This is a genomic window from Vibrio tritonius (assembly GCF_001547935.1).
In the GTDB taxonomy this organism is placed as follows: Bacteria; Pseudomonadota; Gammaproteobacteria; order Enterobacterales; family Vibrionaceae; genus Vibrio; species Vibrio tritonius.
Genome location: NZ_AP014635.1, coordinates 1,583,353 through 1,605,408, shown reverse-complemented (window position 1 = coordinate 1,605,408; position 22,056 = coordinate 1,583,353). Strand labels below are relative to the sequence as shown.

Sequence of the window (22,056 nt, the reverse complement as noted above, 5' to 3'; positions counted from 1 at the left end):
TTTTATTAAAGTGAGCGCGACAGAACACTTGCAGGTCGCGCCTTAGCGATTGATGCCGTTAATACACCAGCAATCACCGCTTTCACAATATCACCAGGGATAAAGATCAGCACTAAACCTAATGATTCCATTATGCTTTTCTTAAGTACAATCGACATACCCACAATACCAAAAGCATACATCACAACGATGCCACCTAAAATGGACGCAACAATACACACCATGGTGAGATTGCGATGACGCCATTTTTCAACAATCCAGCCAATCACTAAAGCCGCAACTGGCCACCCGATCAGAAATCCAGCGGTCGCACCGAAAAATACCCCTAAACCACCGTTACCACCAGCAAGAAGTGGCAAACCCATCGCCACAAGAAGTAAAAACAGTAGAACCGCTAGAGAGCCACGTTTTGCACCGAGAATAGTACCGCACAGCATAATTCCCAACCCTTGCGCGGTGATAGGTACACCAAAACCGAGCGCGATTTTCGGCACCAAACCCAACGCTGCGATTAAAGCGGCAAACAAGGCGATATAAGTGACATTTTTTTCCATTTTTTAGTCCATCTGTTCGTCATCGTTCATCAAACCACCGCGAGCGCGTAGAGCCTCGGCAACATGGTCTGCATCATCAAGAGCTAATACCGTAAAAGGTAAGATAATTCGCCAGCCAGAACGTCGGTTAGAACGTGCTCGCCAAGCTAAAGAGAGTGATTGGCCTTTCCCGACCAATACCGGTGTCATTCGAATTACCAGTGCGATAGAAAGTTCTAGCGCGCGAGTGTTTAAACCAAGGCGTTTTAATGGCCGAGTAAGCCAATTGACCACATCGATCATGTCGGAAAGACGGGTTGTCATGGTAACCAAATTGGCAAGCGCGACGGTTGAAAGTAGACGCAAAACGATGATACCGCCCTGCTCCCACTCACCAGTAACGCCATGCCACAGGCCAACAAGCACAATAAATGGCCACAACAGCGAGATTTGTCGTAATCCGTAGCAAAAAAAGAGTTTTCCCGGCAATGCATAGAGCACCGCAACTAAGGCTAGAAACACACCTTGCAGCGGCAACTGATGAACAAAAAATAGCCCTACCGTGGTAAAACAGAGCGCCGCCAGTTTTAGTCCAGCAGGCCAGCGGTGCGCAGGAGTTTCAATTGGTGAGGTTAGAGATATCATCACTCTCTCCCAATTTATGCATTTCCGCCAAATACGCGGGCAACACTTGTTCTGGTGTACCGATTGAGTTGACTTCTCCAGCTTCGAGCCACAGTAATTGGTCGTAATGGTCTAAATCTGCCGGATCGTGACTGATATGAATCAAGCGCCCGGGAAAACGATCCAGATAACGCTGCAATTGGCGTTTGGTTGGAATATCTAAGCCCGCAAAAGGCTCATCTAAAATGATCAATTTCGGCTGCATTGCAGCAATCGCCATCAAACACACCAAATGCTTTTGCCCTTGAGACAGAGCCGAAGTGTGTACCTCTTGCCAGTGAGTCTTACCAAAGGCTTCCAGCGTTGCTAACGCATTTTGCTCAGCAATCGCTTTCTTTTGACCCAGTTGACGTAAGCCAAAGGCCACTTCTTCAAGTACGGTTGGAAAAATAATTTGATGATCGGGATTTTGAAACAATAAGCCAATTTCCCGTAGTGCCCCTTTACGGTCTTTAAATGGGTTAATCCCCGCCACCTGAAGTGTGCCCGATTCAATAGCCACTAAGCCCGAGAGCACACGCGATAAGGTCGATTTTCCCGAACCATTACGGCCAATAATGCCCAAACGTTGCACAGAAGTTGAAAAAGAGAGTCGATTTAAAATGCGTTTGCCTTGAATATCAAGACACACATCGTTAAGGGAAATGGCGGCGCCATCATCGTTATGAAAAGTCATGCTATTTTTTACCCAAACGCTCTTTACGGAAAGAGCCAAACATCTCGCAAGAGTCGCCATAAGCGCTCAATGTAGATGTAAACCTGATAAATTGACAATGGTTTACATGTTAACAAGGGACTTGGGATGGGTAAAGAGATATGTCAATGTAACTTAGAATGTGTGGTTGACATCTTAGTATGCAACCGACAAAAAAAGCAAAGTCACCTTACCGACTTTGCTTTTGGCGTTCACCAAGGTAAAAACTCTCAATTAGAAATAATGCTACAGTTTGCGTCCTAGCCGCTTTTCAACCTGTTTTTTCTCCCACTCGGGACCAAACAAATTCACCACTTCAAATGCGCTCAAACCATGACTGATGACACCAATCCCCCAGCCAAGTGTTGGCCACCAAGCCCAGATGTAACTCGGATCGGTGAGATAATTAATGACAAAGAGCATCGCAATGACGACTACATAGGTCATTAAGTTGCTGTAAAAGCTTTTAATGTCTTTCACTTGCTCAAGTGCCATTTTTTCTTCGTCGGTGACTTGTACTTTACTGTTGTTCATCTCGGGCTCCATTTGAAGATCGTTAACGTCAATTTCAAATACAGCAGCCAGTGATTTTAACGACTCTAGACCGGGCTTTTGACCACGCTCAATACGCTGAATCGTCCGCACACTCAATCCAGATAACTGCGACAATTGGTCTTGCGACCAACCACGTTGCAGTCGAAGTTTTCTCACAATCATGCTCTCTTCCTTTCTGCTGCTTCGCCAAAAACAGTAACAAAACTAACTCAAATGGGTGACGACAAATAGGCGACATCTAGGTGACAGTGACGTAATTTCAATAAGTTACATACAACTCATTGATTAGCCATTAAGCGGTTTTACCCATGCTTGACGCCACTCTGGCGCCGGATAATTCTCCGGCCAAAACTCACGTTGGCAGCAAATCAAGCCCTCTTTAACGGTATGAAACGTAATTGCGCGGTCGAACCTCACGCCATCGGAAACCAATACATCCGTCACCACCGTATCCCCTTCACACACCATTGAGTTTATCTCGAAAGTCCAAACACCATCTGCTGGATAGGCGCTATTTATCGCAATGAAATTGGCTCGTCCCTCGATCAATTCATTACTTTGCGGCCACTGACCTTGGTAATCTTCTGTTAACCACTCACTGGCTTTGACAAAATCATTACTCTGCATCGCCGTCCAAAAACCAAGTACAACCTCTTTTGGGGTCATCACTGATCCTTTTTCTCCGTTAAGTAAGTTCAATCAACCTACCAAGGTAAGCGTCCCACTTCCAAACTAATGAAATCGCGATTTTTAAGCTGCTTTTGCATTGCCAATTCTGCTATTTGCTGTGCCGCACTTTCCGGTGTCATATGGGCATCTTTGGCTGCCATCGTAGTCAAAAGGCGTCCCGGATGTATTGCTGCAACAGTGATACCGAAGTCTTCCAAATCATCGGCCAAACAGAGTGTGAGCATATTTTGCGCAGCTTTACTGACTCGATAGGAATAAGAGCAGCCCGAACCTTTTGCGGCTCCTTCTGCTTGTAAACCCAGAGAACCGCGACGCGAACTGATATTGATAATAAGTGGAGCATTGGAGCGTTTTAACGCGGTAAGCGAACCTTTCACTGTGGTGAGTACGCCCACACAATTGGTATCAAATTCTTTGCGAAGATAACTTACTTGCGTGGACTCTAAGCTGGGAGCTTTTGTGCCCGAACCGGCGTTATTAATCACGACATCTAACGCAACATCAGCAAGAAACGTTGCAAGCCTTGCTTCATGTTCGTCTTCGGTTACATCACTCACCAGCACCTTGGCGTGAGGAAGACTCTTATTGAGTTCTTGCCGTGCTGTTTCCGAACGCACCACCAAAAACAGAGCGCAATCTTCTTGCTCAAACTGTTTAGCCAAAGCCAATCCCAAACCGCGGTTAGCGCCTGTTATTAAAACGTTTTTCATCATCTTCCCTAATGCATTGCTTTGAATAAGGAACCTAACACAAACTATTTACGATGGATATCTTAGATCATGGACCTCAAACTCAGTCGTTACTCGACGCACAAATAAAAATCGCTGACCTATTTTCTAAGCCAGCGATATCTAGAAAAAACCGAGTGATTTTATTCAGTAATAATAAAACTGCTCACCGACATCATAGGTAATGTGGCTTTAAACATCTTATTACCCAATGTGTACGTCATATTTTTGTTGGAATAACTTGGGTTACCTGAGACAACGATGATCGAGTTATCAGGGTTTTTAAACGCCAGCACATCTTCTTCTGTATTAACACTGAGTAAATGCGCTCCAGGTTTGACCAAATTACTGAAGTGCTTCATGACATAATATTCGAAGTTGTATGTCGCTTTACCACCTGCCATACGGTCAATGTTGATCAACGAATTTTGTTTCCAGCCCCAAGTACTGTTTCCCGTTGAGTCTAATACCATATTCCAATACACGTAAGCGTTCGCGCCACCAGCAAGATATTTTTCAATCAAACTAAAGGTATATAAACCAGCAGCGATGTCGTTTTTGCCGTCACCACACTCTGACTCGGTCTGCATTAATTTGATATCAGGGTGACGTTTATGAGTTTCAGCGATAGCGTATTTGCCATCCCATTGATAACCCACTCCATCAATCTTGCCTTTTAATTTAGGGTCTGTCAGCACAGGTTTGGCATAGGCTTCGTAGTCACCATAGTTAATGGTGCCCAGCCAAACTTGGGCTTTTTGTTTGTCTTTTTCAAATTGGGGAACAAGATAATCACGTAAGAAATCGCGCATCTCAACCCCAGTCCATTTACTGGAAGGAAAATCTTGGCAAGCCGCTGGCTCATTTTGTAAATGAATCTGTGTTAGGTTAATCCCCTCTTTCTGATATTCAGTCGCAAACTTAGATAAATATTTAGCGTAAGCCGTTTGAGTTTTCTTATCCCAGATTAAATGGGCATCTTTTTCAGACCCGCGACAGCCATAGAATTGATTGGCTTTCATCCATGCAGGCGGTGTCCATGGCGACGCTAAAACATCCAACTTAGGTTTGTATTTCATTGCCGCTTGTAGATAAGGAATCAGATACTTATGCTCACGTTCCATAGAAAAATGCTTAAGGTCGTAGTCTCCGACGACATCATCTAATGAGTAATAATCCATGGAAAAATCATTCGCACCAATTGGAATACGCGCCATGGTCAGATTTAAACCACCTTGACCAAATAAACTCTGCACTATGTTATCGCGTGCATCAGGGGTTAACCCCGACATCGCATCCCAACCTTTCTCGTTAATTGCACCGCCAAATCCATCAATCACTTGTAATGTTTTGCTTGGGTCAATCGAGATAACACGATAATCGGTGTGATCTTTATTCACTACTTTGGGCGCAGCGTTTTGCTGCCAATACACCACGTTATTAGAAACATTATTCCAACCCGATTGAATCCACTCAACCGATGTCGCATTCGCACCAAACGAAAGTACAGCGCCGACCGCGATAAAACATGAGGATAACTTAAACATAGAGGTTCCTTATTAGAGTGAGTCCGTTACAGCCCGAAGCTATAACGGTTTATTGGAAAAGGTGCGGCATTATTTCTCCATCTGCGTGGGCACTGTCTAGGTAACATCTAGGGATATGTGAAGGACACCTCTGAAAAACAAAATCCGATAATTGCCAAATAAAAAATGGTAAAGTCGTTGTTTTACAAGCACATTGTCTTTTGATGATACGTGTGTATTATCAGGTCAATGGCTCAAAACGTGGCGCTGATAATGAAAAAAACAAAGAAAGTCGCAATCTTACTAAACGCCAATAAAGCCTATGACCGTGGGTTAATTTCTGGTATTGGCGAATACATTCAATCTTCTTCTTGTCATTGGGATGTGTACATCGAAGAAGACTTTTATTCGACCAATAAAAACATCAACTTAAACAAATATGATGGCATTATTGCAGATTACGACGACCCTGATACACCACACTATTTGTCGCAAACCAATTCAGTGATTGTCGGTGTCGGTAGCTCTTATCAAAACCACGATGATTACCCTGACATTCCTTATATCGCCACCGACAACAGCAAAATAATCCAACTCGCTTACGAACATTTAAAAGACAAAGGATTATTGCACTTTGGCTATTACGGATTTCCCAAATGTGAACATTGGCGTTGGTCGATAGAAAGAGAAAAAGCTTTTGTAGACTTAATCAGAAATGAAGGCATGCAATACAGCGTCTATCGCGGTTTAGCCCCCTTGAATCGCCACTGGGAAGCCGCTGCCAAAGGCTTAGCTAACTGGTTGAAATCGTTAACCGAACCTACCGGAATCATTGTCGCCACTGACGCAAGAGCAAGACAGCTTTTACAGGTAATTGATGAATTAGGCATTCCAATCCCCGAACATCTCGCGGTTGTCGGTATTGATAACGAGGAAGTCACCCGTTACCTCTCGCGCATTCCGCTCTCGTCGGTTGAGCAAGGCGTGCGTACCATGGGATATCAAGCAGCTCAAATGCTCGACACCCTACTCAATGATGAGCCACTTGAGCACGACCGAGTGATCGTGCCGCCAGAAAAAGTTCATGCTCGCCTATCAAGCCATTATCGTTCGGTAAAAGATCCAGATGTGATTCAAGCACAACACTACATCCGCTTAAACGCTTGTAACGGACTGAAAGTCGAAAACGTACTCGAATACCTACACCTTTCTCGGTCACATCTCGATAATAAGTTCAAAAATGCCTTGGGTTATTCCATTCATCACGAAATTCACACCAACAAACTCAATAAAGCGCTAGAGCTACTCAACCACACTAAGCTCAGTATTGCAGAAATTAGTAAAGCCTCCGGCTACCCTACGGTGCAATATATGTACGCCATCTTTAAAAAAGAATTTGATCGAACCCCAAATAGCTTTCGCGAAGAATAGCTGAACAATCACTAGGGTATCTGAAGCAAGAAATCGACCATTTTATTCCTCGACTGTCACCATAAAAAAAAACCTCTCTATCACAAAGCAATAGCGAGGGTTTTTAATAAGGTTTAGGACTAACACCTCACCTGCACTTTTGAGCATTACTCGAGGAAAGCGTCTAACGCTTCTGTCGGTTGCTTAGTATTAGGATTCCAAGCCCCCCATGTGTAGCCTTGCCAGTTGTAGGCTTCTGGCTCCCAATACATTACGCCAATGCCTTTGCCACTTTTCACTCTGCGCACTTTTTTGATCACATCAGCGACAATGGTTTTGGCCTCGGAATCATCCCATGGCACACCGACTTCGGTGATCATCACTTCTGAGCCATAACGGCTTACCATGTCGTTAAGGTTAGTTAAGCAAGCAGCGGTTGCCTGCTGCCAGGTCATATTGGTTACGCTACGCGGGTACATCGAAGCACCAATCACATCCCATTGCGAGCCATTATTTTTTAACCCATCAAAGATCCACCGAAATACGCTGTTATCTTGGCAGTTGGCCAGATGCACAATGATCTTGGCGTTAGGAAAGACCTCTTTGGCGGCATTAAGGCCGCTATTGAATAACCACGCAAAATTACGCATGTTGCTCGATGCCATACCATCATTCCACAACATACCATTGTTGGTTTCATTGCCAATTTGAATCCATTTAGGGGTGATTCCCGCAGCCTTAATCTGCTCTAGCGAATCGCGAGTGTAAGACCAGACACGGTCCATCAAACCATTGAAATCGAGATTGCTCCACGCGTCTGGTTTCCATTGATTACCGGGGTCGGCCCACGTATCGCTGTAATGAAAATCGATCATCACATCCATCCCCGCCGCCTTAGCCCACTTCGCTTTAGTAATCACATCGACCAAAGAGTTATAGTAACCATCACTCGGATTCACCCATACGCGCAGTCGTACTGCATTCATCCCGTGATCACGTAATATCGACAACACATCTTGTTTATATCCCCAATCGTTATAGAAGGTATAACCGCTGTCTTCCATTTGGGTTAACCAACTGATATCCGCCCCTTTTACAAAGGCGAGTGTGGGAGTAGCAACTGCAACCAGATTTACTAACAAAGCGCATTTCGTATATTTATTCATGATGAACATCCTCAGACTAATGACATAACCTAGACTTAATAACACAGCCATTGATTTATGATTTTTCAATATCATTTATTTGCCTGATCACCCTACTTCATCCCATTTTTAGCGTCAGATTTCACCTCACAATTAAATTAGCTAGCGTAATTGAGTTTTTTATTTTTAAATCAACATCAATAAAACTCAGTAAATATTTACTGAATCTCTTTTGCACGATCACAAAATTCAGCCATGAAAAAAGCACCCATGGCAGTGGGTGCTTTGATTTTAATTAGGATTGAACTAACTTAATGAAAAACAATTACCACCAAGCTTCAAATTGCGCTCCGTAAAAAATATCATTGTCTTTAGAGCCATTTTTAAAGTAAGTGCCTTCTTCGTCTTTAAAATAGGAAACATAAAAACGCAATTCTGGACGAGATAAGAATTCCTTACCGACGGTAAACGCATGCGCCAAGGTAATTTTCTCACCACCTGTTTTGGTTTCACTGCCGCTAGTCCACGATTTCTTATCTTTGAAATAACCCAATTCTAGGATGGTTTTGTTGTAATTTGACCAACTGTAAGTTGGGCGCATAACAATCGATAACAGGTTTTCATCGTCTACGTAATCATCGTGATCTTGTGCGTAACCGTAAGTAATGACGTGGTCGATCAACAAGTTATCTGTTACTTTGAAGTCACCAGTATTGATTAAACGGTAACCTTTAGCGCTGTTTACATCGCCACTCCAAACATCATACCAACCGCCGCCTTGCGAAATCATGTTTTGCGCAAGGCCTTTAGTACCATATTGAAGTGCTGTTTTATTATAGCCACGACTAAAGCTCTGGCTTAATTGTGCGGTGAACATAAAGCCATTATCGAAATCAAGCGAGTCGACATCGTCTTGATCATCGGTAGGATTGACTACCGCATACGCCATAGCAACTTCTGCCCAAGCGCCATCCCATGGTTTTAAGTTTGAGTAACGCGCATCAAGATAGTAGATGTTGAGATCATCGCTAGAAACAGCGTCATCGATATCATCATCACCGCGCACGACAGCTAGTGACACGGTACCTGGACCTGCATTTAGTCCTTCAACCCCCGCGCCATAGCCGGAAATATTCAAGAACTTAGTGTCGATGATGTGTATATCTTGACGTTGATAAAAGCGTTTACCAGCCCAGATGGTCGCATCGGGTGCATCAGGGATATAACCTTTGATTTTTAAGACTGCTTTTTTGATACCAAACTCAGCTTCACCTGAGCCAGATTGAGACGTGTTCTCTTTTTCCATGTTGCCATCCGACTCCATAGAGAACATGGTATCGAGGTACATGCTGTGCTCGTCTTGATTAAACAGCTCTTGGCCCAAACCAATTTCAGCGTAAGTATCAAACTCGTTACCCAAGCGACCTAATAAGTTTTTGTGGAATTCGTCTCCACGTTGTAGGCCACCGCCACTGCCTGCAATACCTGTCCCTGCACGGACATACCCATTAAAGTCTACAGCGAAAGCAGAGCTAGAAGCCATGGCCACGCATAGTGCGAGATAGAGAGGTCTACATTTATGTTTCATGTTATTTTCCTTTTTATCGTTATTGCTTTTAATGATTGGGTAAATCATGGGTAAAACGATCCCTCAAGAATTATCTCGATATTCATGATTTTTTATTTCTGTTAAGAGCCAGTGGGGAGGTAAGATGGCTCCTAGTAATGAAATATCTATCCACAAAATAATTGGAGAGGGTCGCTTTTTCTTTTTACATTAATTTCCTATTTCCTATTTCATTTCATTTCATATTGTCAGATACTGAATTACATCTTTAACGACAATATAAAAATCTACATTTTATCCTTAGCTAATACCGCCACTTCATAGGGATTTAATTCTAATACCCCATCGGTAATTGCATGTTTATTGATTAAGTCATAATAAGTTTGTTTATTAAGCTCAACATTTTGTGCACTATTTAAAAAGTTCATGATAAATAGATATTCTTTATCGCCCTGTTCGCGAGTAGTAACCGAAATGCCCAACGGTAAGTTGTTCAACGGTGTAGTCACACCATGTACAGCAACCAACTGGCGATAGAACTCCCGATAGAACTCAACATCATGACGAGCGGCAACATAATAGGCGCAGCCTTGACCATGCTGATTCACGGTTAAGCAAGGTGTTCCTTCGAACAAATCACTTTGGTAACTTGCCACCGCTTGCGCGGTTTCTAAGTGCAAGTGTTCGCACAAATGCTTCGCTTTATAATCGGCTTGCAAGTTCAATACGTTGCCTGAGATCGTTTGGCAATCCACTCGCTCATCATCATAGAGTGAATCAATTTCTTCTGCCCAAATCCCAAAAGTACGACGCAATGGACTATCACTGCCACCGGGAAAACCACCAAGAAAACACAAATCGGTTTCATTAACGATGCCAGTCCAATAGGTGGCAACCAATACACCGCCACTCTTAACAAAGCTTTCCAAACGCTCCGCCACGCCCGGTTTGATCAGGTAAAGCATCGGTGCCACCACCACTTTGTATGGCGTGAAATCACTGAGCTGCTCGATAATGTCGCAGTTAATCCCCTGCTCCCAAAAACCACGATAATGCTCAGACACCACTTGCTCATAGTAGAGTCCTTGATTGCGCGGGCCAGAGGCATCGTCCATCGCCCAACGGCTGTCCCAGTCAAACACGATTGCCACTTGCGATTGTGTCCGGCTGCCACACACATCACTGATTGCTGCCAATTGCTCGCCCAGTTTGGTCACTTCACGCCCCGTACGAGTATCCGCATGACCCACATGGTCGATTACCGCACCGTGAAATTTCTCCACCGAGCCACGACTTTTGCGCCACTGGAAATACTGCACTGAGTCAGAACCGTGCGCGACCGCTTGCAGCGACGACAAAATGTGCATGCCGTTTTTCTTGAGTTTGGTGATCGGCTGCCAGTTGGTTTGACTTGGCGTTGACTCCATCAACAAAAACGGTTGCTGCTTCATAGTGCGCATCAAATCATGATACATGGCCGTATAGCTCGCTAACTCCAACTCATCGGCATCACGATGCCAGAGCGGATAATTATCCCAAGAGACCACATCGATGACGTCTTTGAGTTTCCAATAGTCGTAATCGTAGAAATACTCCATAAAGTTGGTGATCACCGGCAAATCGGGATTACGCGCTTTAAGTGGTTCGATTTCGTGTTGGCAAAATGCCACCACACACTCGGTACGATAACGCTTCCAATCCAAATTAAGACCATGCAAGGAGTTTTCACCCTTTGGCGATGGCGATTCAATTTGCGACCAATCACTAAAGGTGTGACTCCAAAACGCCGTCCACCACTGCTGATTCAAATTATCCAATGTGCCATAACGCGCTTTTAGCCATTCACGAAAATGACTTTGGCAAGTTTCACAATGACACTCACCGCCATATTCATTGGAGATATGCCAACCAATCACCGCAGGGTGATGGCTATAACGTTCAGCCAATTTGCGGTTAATAATGCCAACTTTGGTCAGATAGTTAGGTGAGTTATAACAGTGGTTATGACGTTCACCATGCAACTGTTTTACCCGGTTTTTATCCACACGTAACACATCTGGATAACGCTGTGATAACCATGCTGGTCGAGCACCACTTGGCGTAGCAAGAAACACCGAAATGCCGTTTTTTGCTAACCGATCAAGTACGCCGTCTAACCATTCAAAATGAAACTCTCCTTCTTTAGGCTCTAACGCTGCCCAACTAAAAATACCTACGGACATAACATTACAGTGACTGTCCTTCATCAGTTGTACGTCTTGTTCCAAAATATCCGGTCTATCAAGCCATTGCTCCGGATTGTAATCAGCTCCGTGGAGGAAAGAGTGAATGTTTGGAATCACTGAACTGAACTGCGACATGTAGTTGTTCCTTAATGTGAATTAAATACTTGCATAGAGGGTAATGTGTTGCCCTGAAAATCGAATAACGCCTGGTTTTCCCAAGAATTGCCTTCGGCCCAATGATCTTGTGTGTAATCCATCCCAGCCTTAGTGGCCCAAGTTGCACCTTTCACTGGTAACCATTCTGGTTCCCAATACACGATACCAAGCCCCATTTTGTTCGGCAGATTGTTAAGCATCATCATGATGTCATTAAGAAAATGCGCTTGGCCGTTAACCGAAATCGGATACCCTTCAATCGGTTTATTTTCGGCATAACCATTAGCCAATGAATCGCCATTTTTGCTGGTAAATGGGAATGAAGTTTCGACCAGCATCACTGGTTTGTGATAACGGGCAATCACATCGTTTAAGTTCTCTTGAACTTTATTCATCGGTCCATGCCAGAACGGGTAATAAGACATACCAATCACATCGTATTGCACTTGGTGCTTGGTAATTTCATCAAACCACCAACGAAATGCACCGTTGTCACCCGCTTTGGCTAGATGCAACATCACGGGGATGGTTTCGCCAGTCTGCGTGTTATCACGCACCCCTTTGATTCCTGCTTTCAGCAACTTAGACAAACGATCAAATTCTTTACCGTCGCCACCCCAGCTCTTACCATCTGGCCACAACATGCCACTGTTGAGCTCGTTACCGACTTGCACCATATCGGGCACAACACCCGCCTGACGATGGGCTTTCATTACTTGATCGGTGTAGTCATACACCTTAGTTACGAGCTTATCGAATGGCAGTATTTCCCAACTCTGTGGTTTCATTTGCTTGCCGGGATCAGTCCAAAAATCGCTGTAATGAATATCAAGTAGATATTTCATTCCATGAGCATGGGCGCGTTTGCCCAGTTCAATGGCGCGATCTAAGGTGGAGTTACCGCCGCCAAACGCTTTATGTTCAGGTGATTGCGGATTCACCCACAAACGTGCACGAATGTAGTTGATGCCGTGCGCCTGCATAATGGTGATCGCATCTTCTTGCTTGCCTTGGTCATAATATTTGGCGCCTAAGGCTTCCAATTCAGGCAACATAGAGACATCCATCCCCTTAATAAAGTCGGGGCGAACGTTCGCTGGCGCAATCACATAACTGTTGGTTTCTTCTGGTTGACTTGTATTACCGACTTCGGTCGATTGACAACCGGTGAGCACCACACTTAAACCCAATACTGCCCACGCTAAATGAGATAGTTTCATGATGTAATTCCTTATAAACCTCAAGTACGACTTAACCTTTGGTACTACCGGCAGTCAGTCCTGAAACAAAATATTTCTGCAGAGATAAATAGAGCAACGCCACTGGGATAGAGATCAGAACCGCGCCTGCGGCATACGTGGTGTAACTCGCGCCCATTTTTTCTACCACCAAGTTGTACAAACCAATTGGTAAGGTGTAGTTTTCTGGTGAACGCAATATCGTGGTCGCCAAGATGAAATCTCCCAATGGTCCTGTAAAAGAGAACAGCGCAACCACCGCAATAATCGGTTTGGATATTGGCAAAATGATCTCGATAAAGATGCGAAAATGCCCTGCACCATCCATTTTGGCCGATTCATCCAAATCCTTAGGAATGGCATCTAAGTAGCCTTTCATCAGGTAGGTGTTCATTGGAATCATGCCGCCTACGTACACCAATACCAACGCAAGGTGGCTGTTAATCAACCCCAGCATCTGCGCCAATACAAAGATGGCGATCAAAGCCGAGAACTGTGGAATCATCTGCAACAGCAAAAACAGCATCAACCCATTATCACGGCCTTTAAAGCGAAAGCGCGAAAAGGCATACGCGGTACAGCACACACTGATCAAGGTAAGAACCATGGTCAACACGCTGATTTTCAAGCTGTTCCAATACCATTGCAGATACGCCACACGATCATTGGCAAACAAGGTTGCGTAGTGAGCAAGGATCGGATGCTCGGGGATAATCGAATCCCCCATAATGCTGTTACCGGGATAAAACGATGCCCCAACCGTCCAAACCAATGGATAAATGATGATCACGCACACCACAAAAATCAGTAAGTAACTTAAGGTCAACCGAATTCGCTTACTGCGTTTAATACTCGTATTCATCGCGACTTACCTTCTATCCGATTTAAATGAGCTGGTCATTCTGAACTGCCACAATGCAATGCCGACCACAAAGATGGAGAGCAACAACGTAATTGCCGAAGCAATAGAATATTGCGATGAAGACATGGTCAGTTTGTAAATCCAAGACACCAAGATATCCGTTCCCCCTGCATTACTACCGATCACCGCTGGTTCACCATTGTTAAACAGATAAATAATGTTGAAGTTATTGAAGTTAAACGTGTATTGAGTGATCAAAATCGGCGCAATCGAGTACAAAACCAACGGCAAAGTAATGGTACGTAGCTGTTGGAATTTGCTCGCGCCATCCATAGTGGCAGCTTCATACAGGTCGCCAGGAATCGCTTGTAACACCCCGGTGGTCATGGCAAACACGAACGGGAAACCTAACCACGTTTGAATCATGATTAACGCTGTTTTTGTCCAGAATGGATCGGTCAGCCAAGGCTTAGGATCAATACCAAAGAAGTGCAAAATAACGTTATTGATGACGCCGAAGGTGTCGTTAAACATCCCAGTAAAAATCAAAATCGTTACAAAACCAGGCACTGCCCAAGGCAAAATAAAAATAGTGCGAATCAGTGGTTTGAATTTGAGATCTTTTTGGTTAACCAAAATCGCCAGCAAAATACCCACAGAACATTGCAATGTGGTCGCTAATAATGTCCATACCACTGTCCATTGCAATACATCGACAAACGTATTGCGCCATAAATTGACCTTAAAAATATTGATAAAGTTTTTAAGTCCCACCCAATCGACCAATTTTGCTGGTGGTGTGTTATACAAGTTATAGTTCGTGAAACCGATTGCAAAGCCAAAAATAATCGGAAAAACCACCACAAACACCAATAAAATAAATGCCGGTGTTGTCATTAAATAAGGGAAACCCGCTTCCACAATATTACGAAACTGCTTGCGCACTGAATTCAGTTCTTGGCCTTCATCTCGTAACTTACCGTTGTGATAAGCATCAATAATGCTCAGAGCATAAATTAATAGCCCAAATAAGCCGACGATAACGGAAATAATCCCACCAGCCAGTAGGAATATTGAGTTATCTTCAGGCAATTTTTCGCCCAGTGTAATCAGTCCCCATAGCCCATGCTGTAAAAAATCATGGCTAACACCAACAAAACTGAATAAAAATATAAAGAAGGCTCCACCTTTCGCAAATTGACGATTATAGAACTGACCAAAGCCAGGAATAACACCCAATAACGCGGCAATATATCGGTGAGAGCTTGTGCTCTCACCGTGTGTAGAGGAATCTCCATACAATTCAGACATAACCAACCTCCGCGTCTAAACGTTTAGCGAATAAAACATAGTAATCTGAATCATGGCAGGGAAATTAATTCCCCATCATGGCGTGGTTAGCTTCTATTTGCATGTTAATGGCATTCACTGCCCCATCTAAAGCTGCCTTAGGAGACTGCTTACCAGTTGCAATAAGCTGCAATGCATTATTGGCCGGATTCCATACTTCGTTCATTTCAGGAATAGAAGGCATAGAGGTTGCGTGAGCCGATTGAATCGCAACAGCACGAGCTCCTTCGTTATTTTTGATCACAGGGTCATCCACTAACGCTTTCAGTGCAGGCACTTCACCCGTTAATACAAAACGACGCTTCGCATTATCGTAGTTGTTGATAAACTCGATGTATTTTTCTGCTAACTCTTTGTTTTTAGAGTAGTATGAAACGCTGTAACTCTTCACTCCCATGAACGATCCCATCGGTTTGCCATTCGGCAGTGCTGGTAAAGGAGCCACACCGTAGTTGATGCCAGCCTCTTCATAAGGTTTGAACGACCAAGGCCCAGTTTCGACAATAGCGGCACGTTTTGAGGTAAAGAGCGAATCAATCGCATTCAAACCGTTGTTACCCACAATCCCAGTTGGGAACAGGCCGTCGTGGTAAAATTTCTGAATGTATTCAGCACCTTTTACCGCACCTTTGGTATTCAGCAAGATGTTTTCAGAATCATAAGAACCGTCGGGCTTCTTGCCGAACACGTCCCCACCCATACCATTTAAAATGCCATAGGTGTAATAGAGCTCATCCCATTTCGCGATAAAACCATATTTGCCTTCGGCAACAAATTTTTTCGACAGATCGTAAATACCATCCATGGTTTGCGGCAAATTAGGTACCAAATCTTTGTTGTATACCATCACAATGGTTTCAACCGATTTTGGAATACCATAAATTTTACCTTGGTAAGTTAATGCATTTAATGACGAGTCGGTAAAGGTGTTTAATACCTTTTCTGGCACATTCAATGGAGTAATTAAACCCTGAATAACCGCGCCACCAATTTGGTCGTTAGGAATAAGAATGACATCAGGGCCAGTGCCCGCAGGGCCATCCATGCGTAGTGCTTCAATCTGACCACCATATGGGAGTTCTTTTACCTGAACATCAACATCATTTTGTTGTTCAAATAATTTAACTGCCTCTGCGTTACCTTTGGACTTTTGAATATCTTCCCATATAAGTAACTTATTTTTGGCAAAAACAGATGAAGTCATGAATAAAGATGCAAATATCACAGAATAGCTGATAATATTGTTTTTTCTTCTTAGTCTGTTGTTATTTTTCATATTTCCTCTTGCTTTACGTTATTGGAAGCAGCTAAACTAAATTTACTAAATAAGTTGTCCCGTTCGCTGTATAAAATAATCCTTAGCAAATCCTATTCACTACCAAATTGCTAAGTATTTGTGATCTAAATCAATACTAAACACGCTGCTTGTGATTGGTTTACTAGAAATTAAGTAAAAATTTACTAGCCAATGATAAATAAATCACAAATCAGGATTTTTTATCTGTAAAACAATTTATCGATCAGCATAACGACAACAGGTAAAACTATGGCTTCTATCAATCTCGCTGAACTCACCAAACGTTTTGGTGATACAGAGACAATTCATAACGTAAACCTTGCTATTGAAAACGGTGAGTTTGTGGTGTTTGTTGGCCCATCTGGCTGTGGCAAATCAACCCTACTAAGAATGATTGCTGGACTAGAAGAGATCACGACTGGGGAATTGAAAATAAACGGTCAGGTGATGAATGATGTGCCGCCATCGCAACGCGGCGTCGCAATGGTGTTTCAATCCTACGCGCTCTACCCGCATATGTCCGTAAGAGACAATATGGGTTACTCACTCAAAGTAAAAAAAATGCCAAAAGCCGAGATCGACAAAAAAGTCTCTCTCGTCGCTAAAGCGCTGCAACTTGAAGCCCTACTTGATAGAAAACCCGCCCAACTTTCTGGAGGCCAACGTCAACGTGTTGCCATTGGCCGCGCGATCATTCGCGATCCAGAAGTCTTTTTATTCGATGAACCGTTATCTAACCTTGATGCAGAACTGCGCGTTGAAATGCGCCTGCACATTGCCAAACTGCATAACGACTTAAAAGCCACTATGGTTTACGTCACACACGATCAAGTTGAAGCCATGACACTGGCCGATAAAATTGTTGTGTTGCGTGATGGTCACATTGAACAAGTCGGCACACCAATGGAACTGTACTACCATCCACAAAACCTGTTCGTAGCTGGTTTTATTGGCTCACCAAAAATGAACTTCATCAATGCCAAATGTGTTAGTTGGCATGAAGATGCCATCGTGCTTGATACAGGATTTGGTAACGCACACATGACGTTGCCGATTCATGTTGCCCCAATGAATCCAGGCGAGGCGGTAACGCTTGGTATTCGCCCAGAGCACCTTTCGCAGGAAGAGAACCAAATCAAATTCTCTTTTGATACTGAAGTGATTGAACGTCTAGGCAGCAGTACTTATGTGTTTGGCCAATGTTGTGGCATCGATAACTTTAAGTTCCTATGCCAAGGGGATTACACCTTTAAATCCAATACCACATTGGCCCTCTATACCTCGGCTGATCAAATCCATCTGTTTGATAGCAAAGGGCAAGCCTTAGTTGAGAAAAAATTTAGTAAAGTTGGTTAATGAGTCATTGTTCTGGGCATTGGTTAGGATGTGTTTTCTATCCTAACCACCCTTAGCCATCATGTAACTGCAACTTTTACTAAAGAACGGTTTATTTGTATAGAGGGTTAACATTGACCACGTTAAAAGATATTTCCATTCGTACTAATGTCTCGACTTCCACGATCTCGCGCGTTATTAACCATGACCAAACCTTGTCTATTTCTGAAGCAAAGCGTCTAGAAATTCTGTCTACCGTTGAGAAGTTAGGCTATGTATCACCAAAACAACGCAAAGCCAAACAAGTTGGCACGTCGTACGATCCAAGTGATGAATCTACGCATCCGCTAGAATTGGTTATGGTCAATTTTCTCGACCCAGTTCGAGAGATTTCCGATCCCTATTTCACCTCCATTCGGGTAGGAATTGAAAATGCCTGTTTTAAAAACAAAATTGCGGTACGTACCATTCGGCGCGATCTCATTGAAAAAAGTGCTCAGTTATTGAGTAAACCACAAGCGGTTATCGCGGTTGGGCATTTTACTCAGCAGGAGATCGATCTCTTGTATCAATTCAACCAAAATCTGATTTTTGTTGATTCCAATCCCCTTGGAATGAAAACCGATTCGGTGTTGTTTGACCGATATGCCGCCGCACGCGAATTAGTCAACTTAATCATTGCCAGTGGTACAAAATACCCAGCATTTATTGGTAATGATGAATCGCGATTGCATGTGTTTCGTCAGTTAATGAAGGAACATAATCTTTATCACGATGAGCATTGCGTCGTGAGTAAAGAGTTTTGCATCGAATCGGGCTATAAAGCCATGTCGCAAATACTGGATACCGACCATCAACCCGATGTCGTCTTCGCTGCAACCGACATGGTGGCGATGGGAGCTTATCGAGCCATTTACGAAAGAGGATTGGGTATACCTACTGATATTAAAGTGCTAGGAATGAATGACATTTCGACCTCGGCACACATGAATCCAAGTTTATCCACCATGCGCCTCTACCCAATGGAAATGGGAGAAACCGCCGTCGAACTGTTTCTTGAACTGATCCACGGACGAAAAGTGAAAAAAATGGTGCACCTTGGCTACGATTTTATCCAGCGAGAAAGCTTTTAAGTTCCAACGTCCTCATTCTCTTTATCAGCAAAGGTCAAAACATGCTTTACCCGTTGTAAATCCGTTAGGGAAGCATGTTTTGCATCTCCCCCATTTCAACCAAGTAGACAACATAGCAATTGTGAGTTTACGTGATGCAGCGTTCGTTCCATTAACCTAAATGACGCCCACTTTGGCACAGTGAGTGAAGATTATTAACCCTGACCTCATAAGTGATATGAGCTGACCTTCCATTATCATTGATCCCCCTTGCCTAGATAATGTTCTTTCAATAGAAAGGCGCATTGACTGTGGTTTAAGCGTCACCACTACGCCACAAACTATGAGGACTCGGCTAACATATGCCCACTTCTGATACCCTTGTCATCACACCTACCGATTCACTCTCGTTAGGTAAAACATTACTGTTCGCCATTACAGGCGGACTTGCCGTCGGTAATCTTTACTGGGCACAACCGCTATTGATGGATATGGCGACTACGCTCAATGCCCCAGTACAGTTAATGGGAACATTAATTACGGCAACACAAATAGGCTATGCATTGGGTATTTTGCTTATTGTACCGCTGGGGGATTCACTCAACCGAAAGCGACTTATTCCCTCCGTGATGTTGTGTTCCGTGCTCGCCCTACTCTTATGCGGCATTGCTGAGAGTTTTGGTTCATTAACCATTGCAATGGCGCTCTTGGGATTGACCACCGTTTCTGGTCAGTTGATCACCCCCCTTGCTAGCGAGTTAGCGCCACCAGCACAGCGCGGGAAAATCGTTGGGATTATTGTTTCGGGTATGTTGACCGGCATTTTGCTGTCTCGCTCGATCAGCGGATTGGTTGCAGACACGTTTGGCTGGCGAGCGATTTATTTCGCCGCTGCGCTAACCATGCTGCTCTTAACGGTCGCCATCTATTGTGCGATTCCAGCGCAAAAGTCCAAGTCCCAAGGGCACTATTTTTCGCTGTTGGCTTCGGTTGTCACCACGGTTCGCGCCTATCGCTCGGCACAAATCACTCTGCTGATCGGCGCCCTATCGTTCTTCGCCTTTTCAGCCCTATGGACGGGACTGACTTTTTTACTTAGTGGTTCGCCGTATGATTATTCATTAAGTCAAATTGGATTGGTCGGTTTAGTGGGACTTGCAGGAGCATTAGTCGCTCGTAAAGCAGGTGTTCTGCACGATCGAGGTCATGCTTATCAAGGATTGATTATCGGTTTGGGTCTGGCCATTTTCGCCCTACTTAGCACCTTTTTTCGTCCAAACTCTATCTACGTTCTATTGGTGGCTATTTTGGTTTTCGATGTAGGCATTCAAATGCTTAACGTACTTAACCAAACCCGTTTACTGACTATTGCACCGCAAGCAAGAAATCGCCTCAACACCGCGTTTGTTTCCTGCAATTTTATCGGCGGTGCCATAGGCTCTGCGCTTACCGGCCTACTGTGGAATAACGGCGGATGGCAACCATTAGCGATCGCCTGTGTTAGTGCATTAATTGTCGCGTTGATGCTGGTGATAAGCAGCAGAAAATGGTTAAGTGCGGAGTAAACCGACCGAGCTAGCCGCCAGATGCCCCAAATAAAGTGTCGCCACGCGACACTTATCCTTGTTTGTTATATGTTGTTGGGGTATCACAAACTTTTTTTACTACAGCTTCTATAACGCTTTTACTGATTTGGCTGCTCACTTCTGATGAGGAAACTAGCTCTGATGTATAAAGAAGCCCATTCCCTGTCACGGTAAATTTTTGGGATTTACAATCGATACTCACTGGAGCTGATAGCTCACCAGATTTACCGTCCCTGCGTATCTGCATGTGATTCAAATCGGTTACGTCACCATCAATAAACCATTGATCCGAATATGGTGGCAACTCCGACGGTTCATCATAAACATAAAGGCTCTTTAGATCTGATGAAGCATCATGTTTAGTGGCTCCATTACAAAAAAAACTAACCAAAACTAAAGCGGTCAATACACTTCTATACATTGTTTATCCATATTACATAATGTAGGTTCGTAGCTAGTGCGACAAGTCAGACTAAGCGATTAGTTTGTCTGATACTTGTTATAAATTTGCTTTGCTGCACCTATACAACCCCGCTTCAGCCTTCATTCTAAAAGTACCTGATTGGTATTTTTCTAAAATCGATTGAAACAATTTCTTGGCTTTTTCGATATCTCCTGCTTCTTCTGCAAGATGGGCAGCTTCGATTTCTTTTTGTCTTTCTCCGTACAACTCATAACCTAACTCTTCAACTTCTTTAGCGATCGCTGGCTTCAGTTGAGGGTATATAGAATAAATTTCATTTCTCACTTCGTGTAATTCACAAATAGCACGACCCACGTGCTGAACATTCTTATTCCCATCTAGAACTTCTACCTCCTTTACCAAAGGAGCGATCATCACTATCCGGTCTAGCGCCTCAACCATTAATAATTCAATTATTTTTGCTTTATCTTCCATTAATCAACCTTATGTATAACGTCTCATTCATTGATGCATGAACACTATTCTTAAAAATAACAAGTAACTAGAAACTAAGAATGCCGACGTTTTATGCATCCATTTCAATTTCTTGTTAGTTTACTTTTTCGTTCAAATAGCACGATTTAATCGTATTGACCGATTCGCACCACGGGTTATAATCTAAAACATATGCAAACATGGAGCTCTGCTTATGCGCACACTAACAGCCAATGACGCCAAACGAAACTTCGGTGAACTCCTTTTGAGTGCCCAACGTGAACCCATAAAAATTAGCAAAAACAGCAAAGACGCTGTTGTTGTTATTTCCATTCAAGATTTCGAAGAACTTGAAGCGATGAAAGCTGATTACCTTAAACACTGTTTTGAATCTGCACAAAAAGATTTAGCCAACGGAAACATCGTTGATGGTGAAAACTTCCTAAATTCTCTTTAACTTAGCTT

The 22,056-nt window shown here is 43.5% G+C and carries 21 protein-coding genes; 5 read left to right on the top strand and 16 right to left on the bottom strand.

Annotated features, from left to right (window positions below):
- Window positions 1–5: 5 nt before the first annotated feature.
- The 7 genes from JCM16456_RS07235 to JCM16456_RS07205 all read right to left on the bottom strand — a co-directional run bounded on the left by JCM16456_RS07235 (window position 6) and on the right by JCM16456_RS07205 (window position 5,431).
- On the bottom strand, window positions 6–554 hold the full coding sequence (locus JCM16456_RS07235) for a biotin transporter BioY (RefSeq protein ID WP_068713573.1): 549 nt from the start codon (window positions 552–554) through the stop codon (window positions 6–8).
- Window positions 555–557: 3 nt separating this feature from the next.
- Window positions 558–1,178, bottom strand: coding sequence for an energy-coupling factor transporter transmembrane component T family protein (locus JCM16456_RS07230; RefSeq protein WP_068713572.1), 621 nt, complete (start codon window positions 1,176–1,178; stop codon window positions 558–560).
- Complete coding sequence (locus JCM16456_RS07225; RefSeq protein WP_068713571.1) at window positions 1,153–1,893, bottom strand: energy-coupling factor ABC transporter ATP-binding protein; 741 nt, start codon at window positions 1,891–1,893, stop codon at window positions 1,153–1,155. Before JCM16456_RS07225 ends, JCM16456_RS07230 begins: the two co-directional genes overlap by 26 nt.
- Window positions 1,894–2,157: 264 nt before the next feature.
- On the bottom strand, window positions 2,158–2,628 hold the full coding sequence (locus tag JCM16456_RS07220) for a 2TM domain-containing protein (protein WP_068713570.1): 471 nt from the start codon (window positions 2,626–2,628) through the stop codon (window positions 2,158–2,160).
- Between the two features lie 123 nt (window positions 2,629–2,751).
- Window positions 2,752–3,132, bottom strand: coding sequence for a nuclear transport factor 2 family protein (locus JCM16456_RS07215; RefSeq protein WP_068713569.1), 381 nt, complete (start codon window positions 3,130–3,132; stop codon window positions 2,752–2,754).
- 38 nt (window positions 3,133–3,170) lie between these two features.
- On the bottom strand, window positions 3,171–3,869 hold the full coding sequence (locus JCM16456_RS07210) for an SDR family NAD(P)-dependent oxidoreductase (protein ID WP_082712244.1): 699 nt from the start codon (window positions 3,867–3,869) through the stop codon (window positions 3,171–3,173).
- 158 nt (window positions 3,870–4,027) lie between these two features.
- A complete protein-coding gene (locus tag JCM16456_RS07205) occupies window positions 4,028–5,431 on the bottom strand; it encodes a glycoside hydrolase family 30 protein (RefSeq protein ID WP_082712243.1) in 1,404 nt (467 codons plus the stop codon).
- A gap of 252 nt (window positions 5,432–5,683) precedes the next feature.
- Here JCM16456_RS07205 and JCM16456_RS07200 point away from each other — a divergent pair, with 252 nt between their 5' ends.
- Window positions 5,684–6,841: a XylR family transcriptional regulator gene (locus tag JCM16456_RS07200; protein WP_197655215.1), complete on the top strand. Its 1,158-nt coding sequence runs from the start codon at window positions 5,684–5,686 to the stop codon at window positions 6,839–6,841.
- 146 nt (window positions 6,842–6,987) lie between these two features.
- On the opposite strand, the gene JCM16456_RS07195 is transcribed toward JCM16456_RS07200, so the two are convergent.
- The 7 genes from JCM16456_RS07195 to JCM16456_RS07165 form a co-directional block, all read right to left on the bottom strand.
- Complete coding sequence (locus JCM16456_RS07195; RefSeq protein ID WP_068713567.1) at window positions 6,988–7,986, bottom strand: glycoside hydrolase family 53 protein; 999 nt, start codon at window positions 7,984–7,986, stop codon at window positions 6,988–6,990.
- Window positions 7,987–8,290: 304 nt separating this feature from the next.
- Window positions 8,291–9,553: a maltoporin LamB gene (lamB, locus tag JCM16456_RS07190; RefSeq protein WP_068715954.1), complete on the bottom strand. Its 1,263-nt coding sequence runs from the start codon at window positions 9,551–9,553 to the stop codon at window positions 8,291–8,293.
- 266 nt (window positions 9,554–9,819) lie between these two features.
- A complete protein-coding gene (locus JCM16456_RS07185; RefSeq protein WP_068713566.1) occupies window positions 9,820–11,892 on the bottom strand; it encodes a beta-galactosidase in 2,073 nt (690 codons plus the stop codon).
- A gap of 11 nt (window positions 11,893–11,903) precedes the next feature.
- On the bottom strand, window positions 11,904–13,133 hold the full coding sequence (locus tag JCM16456_RS07180) for a glycoside hydrolase family 53 protein (RefSeq protein ID WP_068713565.1): 1,230 nt from the start codon (window positions 13,131–13,133) through the stop codon (window positions 11,904–11,906).
- Window positions 13,134–13,164: 31 nt separating this feature from the next.
- Window positions 13,165–14,013: a sugar ABC transporter permease gene (locus JCM16456_RS07175; RefSeq protein WP_068713564.1), complete on the bottom strand. Its 849-nt coding sequence runs from the start codon at window positions 14,011–14,013 to the stop codon at window positions 13,165–13,167.
- A gap of 6 nt (window positions 14,014–14,019) precedes the next feature.
- A complete protein-coding gene (locus tag JCM16456_RS07170) occupies window positions 14,020–15,324 on the bottom strand; it encodes a sugar ABC transporter permease (protein ID WP_082712242.1) in 1,305 nt (434 codons plus the stop codon).
- A 64-nt stretch (window positions 15,325–15,388) separates the two neighbouring features.
- A complete protein-coding gene (locus JCM16456_RS07165; protein ID WP_068715949.1) occupies window positions 15,389–16,567 on the bottom strand; it encodes an extracellular solute-binding protein in 1,179 nt (392 codons plus the stop codon).
- 342 nt (window positions 16,568–16,909) lie between these two features.
- Between JCM16456_RS07165 and JCM16456_RS07160 the strand changes: the two genes are divergently transcribed.
- The 3 genes from JCM16456_RS07160 (at window position 16,910) to JCM16456_RS07150 (ending at window position 20,672) form a co-directional block, all read left to right on the top strand.
- Window positions 16,910–18,016, top strand: coding sequence for an ABC transporter ATP-binding protein (locus JCM16456_RS07160; protein ID WP_068713563.1), 1,107 nt, complete (start codon window positions 16,910–16,912; stop codon window positions 18,014–18,016).
- Between the two features lie 113 nt (window positions 18,017–18,129).
- Window positions 18,130–19,128, top strand: a complete 999-nt coding sequence (locus JCM16456_RS07155) for a LacI family DNA-binding transcriptional regulator (protein ID WP_082712240.1) — start codon at window positions 18,130–18,132, stop codon at window positions 19,126–19,128.
- Between the two features lie 341 nt (window positions 19,129–19,469).
- Complete coding sequence (locus tag JCM16456_RS07150) at window positions 19,470–20,672, top strand: MFS transporter (protein ID WP_068713561.1); 1,203 nt, start codon at window positions 19,470–19,472, stop codon at window positions 20,670–20,672.
- A 52-nt stretch (window positions 20,673–20,724) separates the two neighbouring features.
- Here the strand turns inward: JCM16456_RS07150 and JCM16456_RS07145 are convergent, their stop codons facing one another.
- Window positions 20,725–21,114 carry a hypothetical protein gene (locus JCM16456_RS07145; RefSeq protein ID WP_068713560.1) on the bottom strand — a complete coding sequence of 130 codons (390 nt, stop codon included), beginning with the start codon at window positions 21,112–21,114 and terminating at the stop codon, window positions 20,725–20,727.
- Window positions 21,115–21,192: 78 nt separating this feature from the next.
- Window positions 21,193–21,591 (bottom strand): hypothetical protein, encoded by a 399-nt coding sequence (locus JCM16456_RS07140; RefSeq protein WP_068713559.1) that lies wholly within the window; start codon window positions 21,589–21,591, stop codon window positions 21,193–21,195.
- Window positions 21,592–21,805: 214 nt separating this feature from the next.
- On the opposite strand from JCM16456_RS07140, the gene JCM16456_RS07135 reads away from it, so the two are divergent.
- A complete protein-coding gene (locus JCM16456_RS07135; protein WP_068713558.1) occupies window positions 21,806–22,048 on the top strand; it encodes a type II toxin-antitoxin system Phd/YefM family antitoxin in 243 nt (80 codons plus the stop codon).
- Window positions 22,049–22,056 lie beyond the last annotated feature (8 nt).

What these genes read in the sequence shown, in the direction of transcription:
- JCM16456_RS07160 (WP_068713563.1), top strand. Translation starts at nt 16,910, where the DNA reads ATGGCTTCTATCAATCTCGCTGAACTCACCAAACGTTTTGGTGATACA.
- JCM16456_RS07180 (WP_068713565.1), bottom strand. Translation starts at nt 13,133, where the DNA reads ATGAAACTATCTCATTTAGCGTGGGCAGTATTGGGTTTAAGTGTGGTG.
- JCM16456_RS07225 (WP_068713571.1), bottom strand. Translation starts at nt 1,893, where the DNA reads ATGACTTTTCATAACGATGATGGCGCCGCCATTTCCCTTAACGATGTG.
- JCM16456_RS07200 (WP_197655215.1), top strand. Translation starts at nt 5,684, where the DNA reads ATGAAAAAAACAAAGAAAGTCGCAATCTTACTAAACGCCAATAAAGCC.
- JCM16456_RS07175 (WP_068713564.1), bottom strand. Translation starts at nt 14,013, where the DNA reads ATGAATACGAGTATTAAACGCAGTAAGCGAATTCGGTTGACCTTAAGT.
- JCM16456_RS07150 (WP_068713561.1), top strand. Translation starts at nt 19,470, where the DNA reads ATGCCCACTTCTGATACCCTTGTCATCACACCTACCGATTCACTCTCG.
- JCM16456_RS07185 (WP_068713566.1), bottom strand. Translation starts at nt 11,892, where the DNA reads ATGTCGCAGTTCAGTTCAGTGATTCCAAACATTCACTCTTTCCTCCAC.
- JCM16456_RS07140 (WP_068713559.1), bottom strand. Translation starts at nt 21,591, where the DNA reads ATGGAAGATAAAGCAAAAATAATTGAATTATTAATGGTTGAGGCGCTA.
- JCM16456_RS07195 (WP_068713567.1), bottom strand. Translation starts at nt 7,986, where the DNA reads ATGAATAAATATACGAAATGCGCTTTGTTAGTAAATCTGGTTGCAGTT.
- JCM16456_RS07135 (WP_068713558.1), top strand. Translation starts at nt 21,806, where the DNA reads ATGCGCACACTAACAGCCAATGACGCCAAACGAAACTTCGGTGAACTC.
- JCM16456_RS07145 (WP_068713560.1), bottom strand. Translation starts at nt 21,114, where the DNA reads ATGTATAGAAGTGTATTGACCGCTTTAGTTTTGGTTAGTTTTTTTTGT.
- lamB (WP_068715954.1), bottom strand. Translation starts at nt 9,553, where the DNA reads ATGAAACATAAATGTAGACCTCTCTATCTCGCACTATGCGTGGCCATG.
- JCM16456_RS07230 (WP_068713572.1), bottom strand. Translation starts at nt 1,178, where the DNA reads ATGATATCTCTAACCTCACCAATTGAAACTCCTGCGCACCGCTGGCCT.
- JCM16456_RS07215 (WP_068713569.1), bottom strand. Translation starts at nt 3,132, where the DNA reads ATGACCCCAAAAGAGGTTGTACTTGGTTTTTGGACGGCGATGCAGAGT.
- JCM16456_RS07210 (WP_082712244.1), bottom strand. Translation starts at nt 3,869, where the DNA reads ATGATGAAAAACGTTTTAATAACAGGCGCTAACCGCGGTTTGGGATTG.
- JCM16456_RS07170 (WP_082712242.1), bottom strand. Translation starts at nt 15,324, where the DNA reads ATGTCTGAATTGTATGGAGATTCCTCTACACACGGTGAGAGCACAAGC.
- JCM16456_RS07165 (WP_068715949.1), bottom strand. Translation starts at nt 16,567, where the DNA reads ATGACTTCATCTGTTTTTGCCAAAAATAAGTTACTTATATGGGAAGAT.
- JCM16456_RS07220 (WP_068713570.1), bottom strand. Translation starts at nt 2,628, where the DNA reads ATGATTGTGAGAAAACTTCGACTGCAACGTGGTTGGTCGCAAGACCAA.
- JCM16456_RS07235 (WP_068713573.1), bottom strand. Translation starts at nt 554, where the DNA reads ATGGAAAAAAATGTCACTTATATCGCCTTGTTTGCCGCTTTAATCGCA.
- JCM16456_RS07205 (WP_082712243.1), bottom strand. Translation starts at nt 5,431, where the DNA reads ATGTTTAAGTTATCCTCATGTTTTATCGCGGTCGGCGCTGTACTTTCG.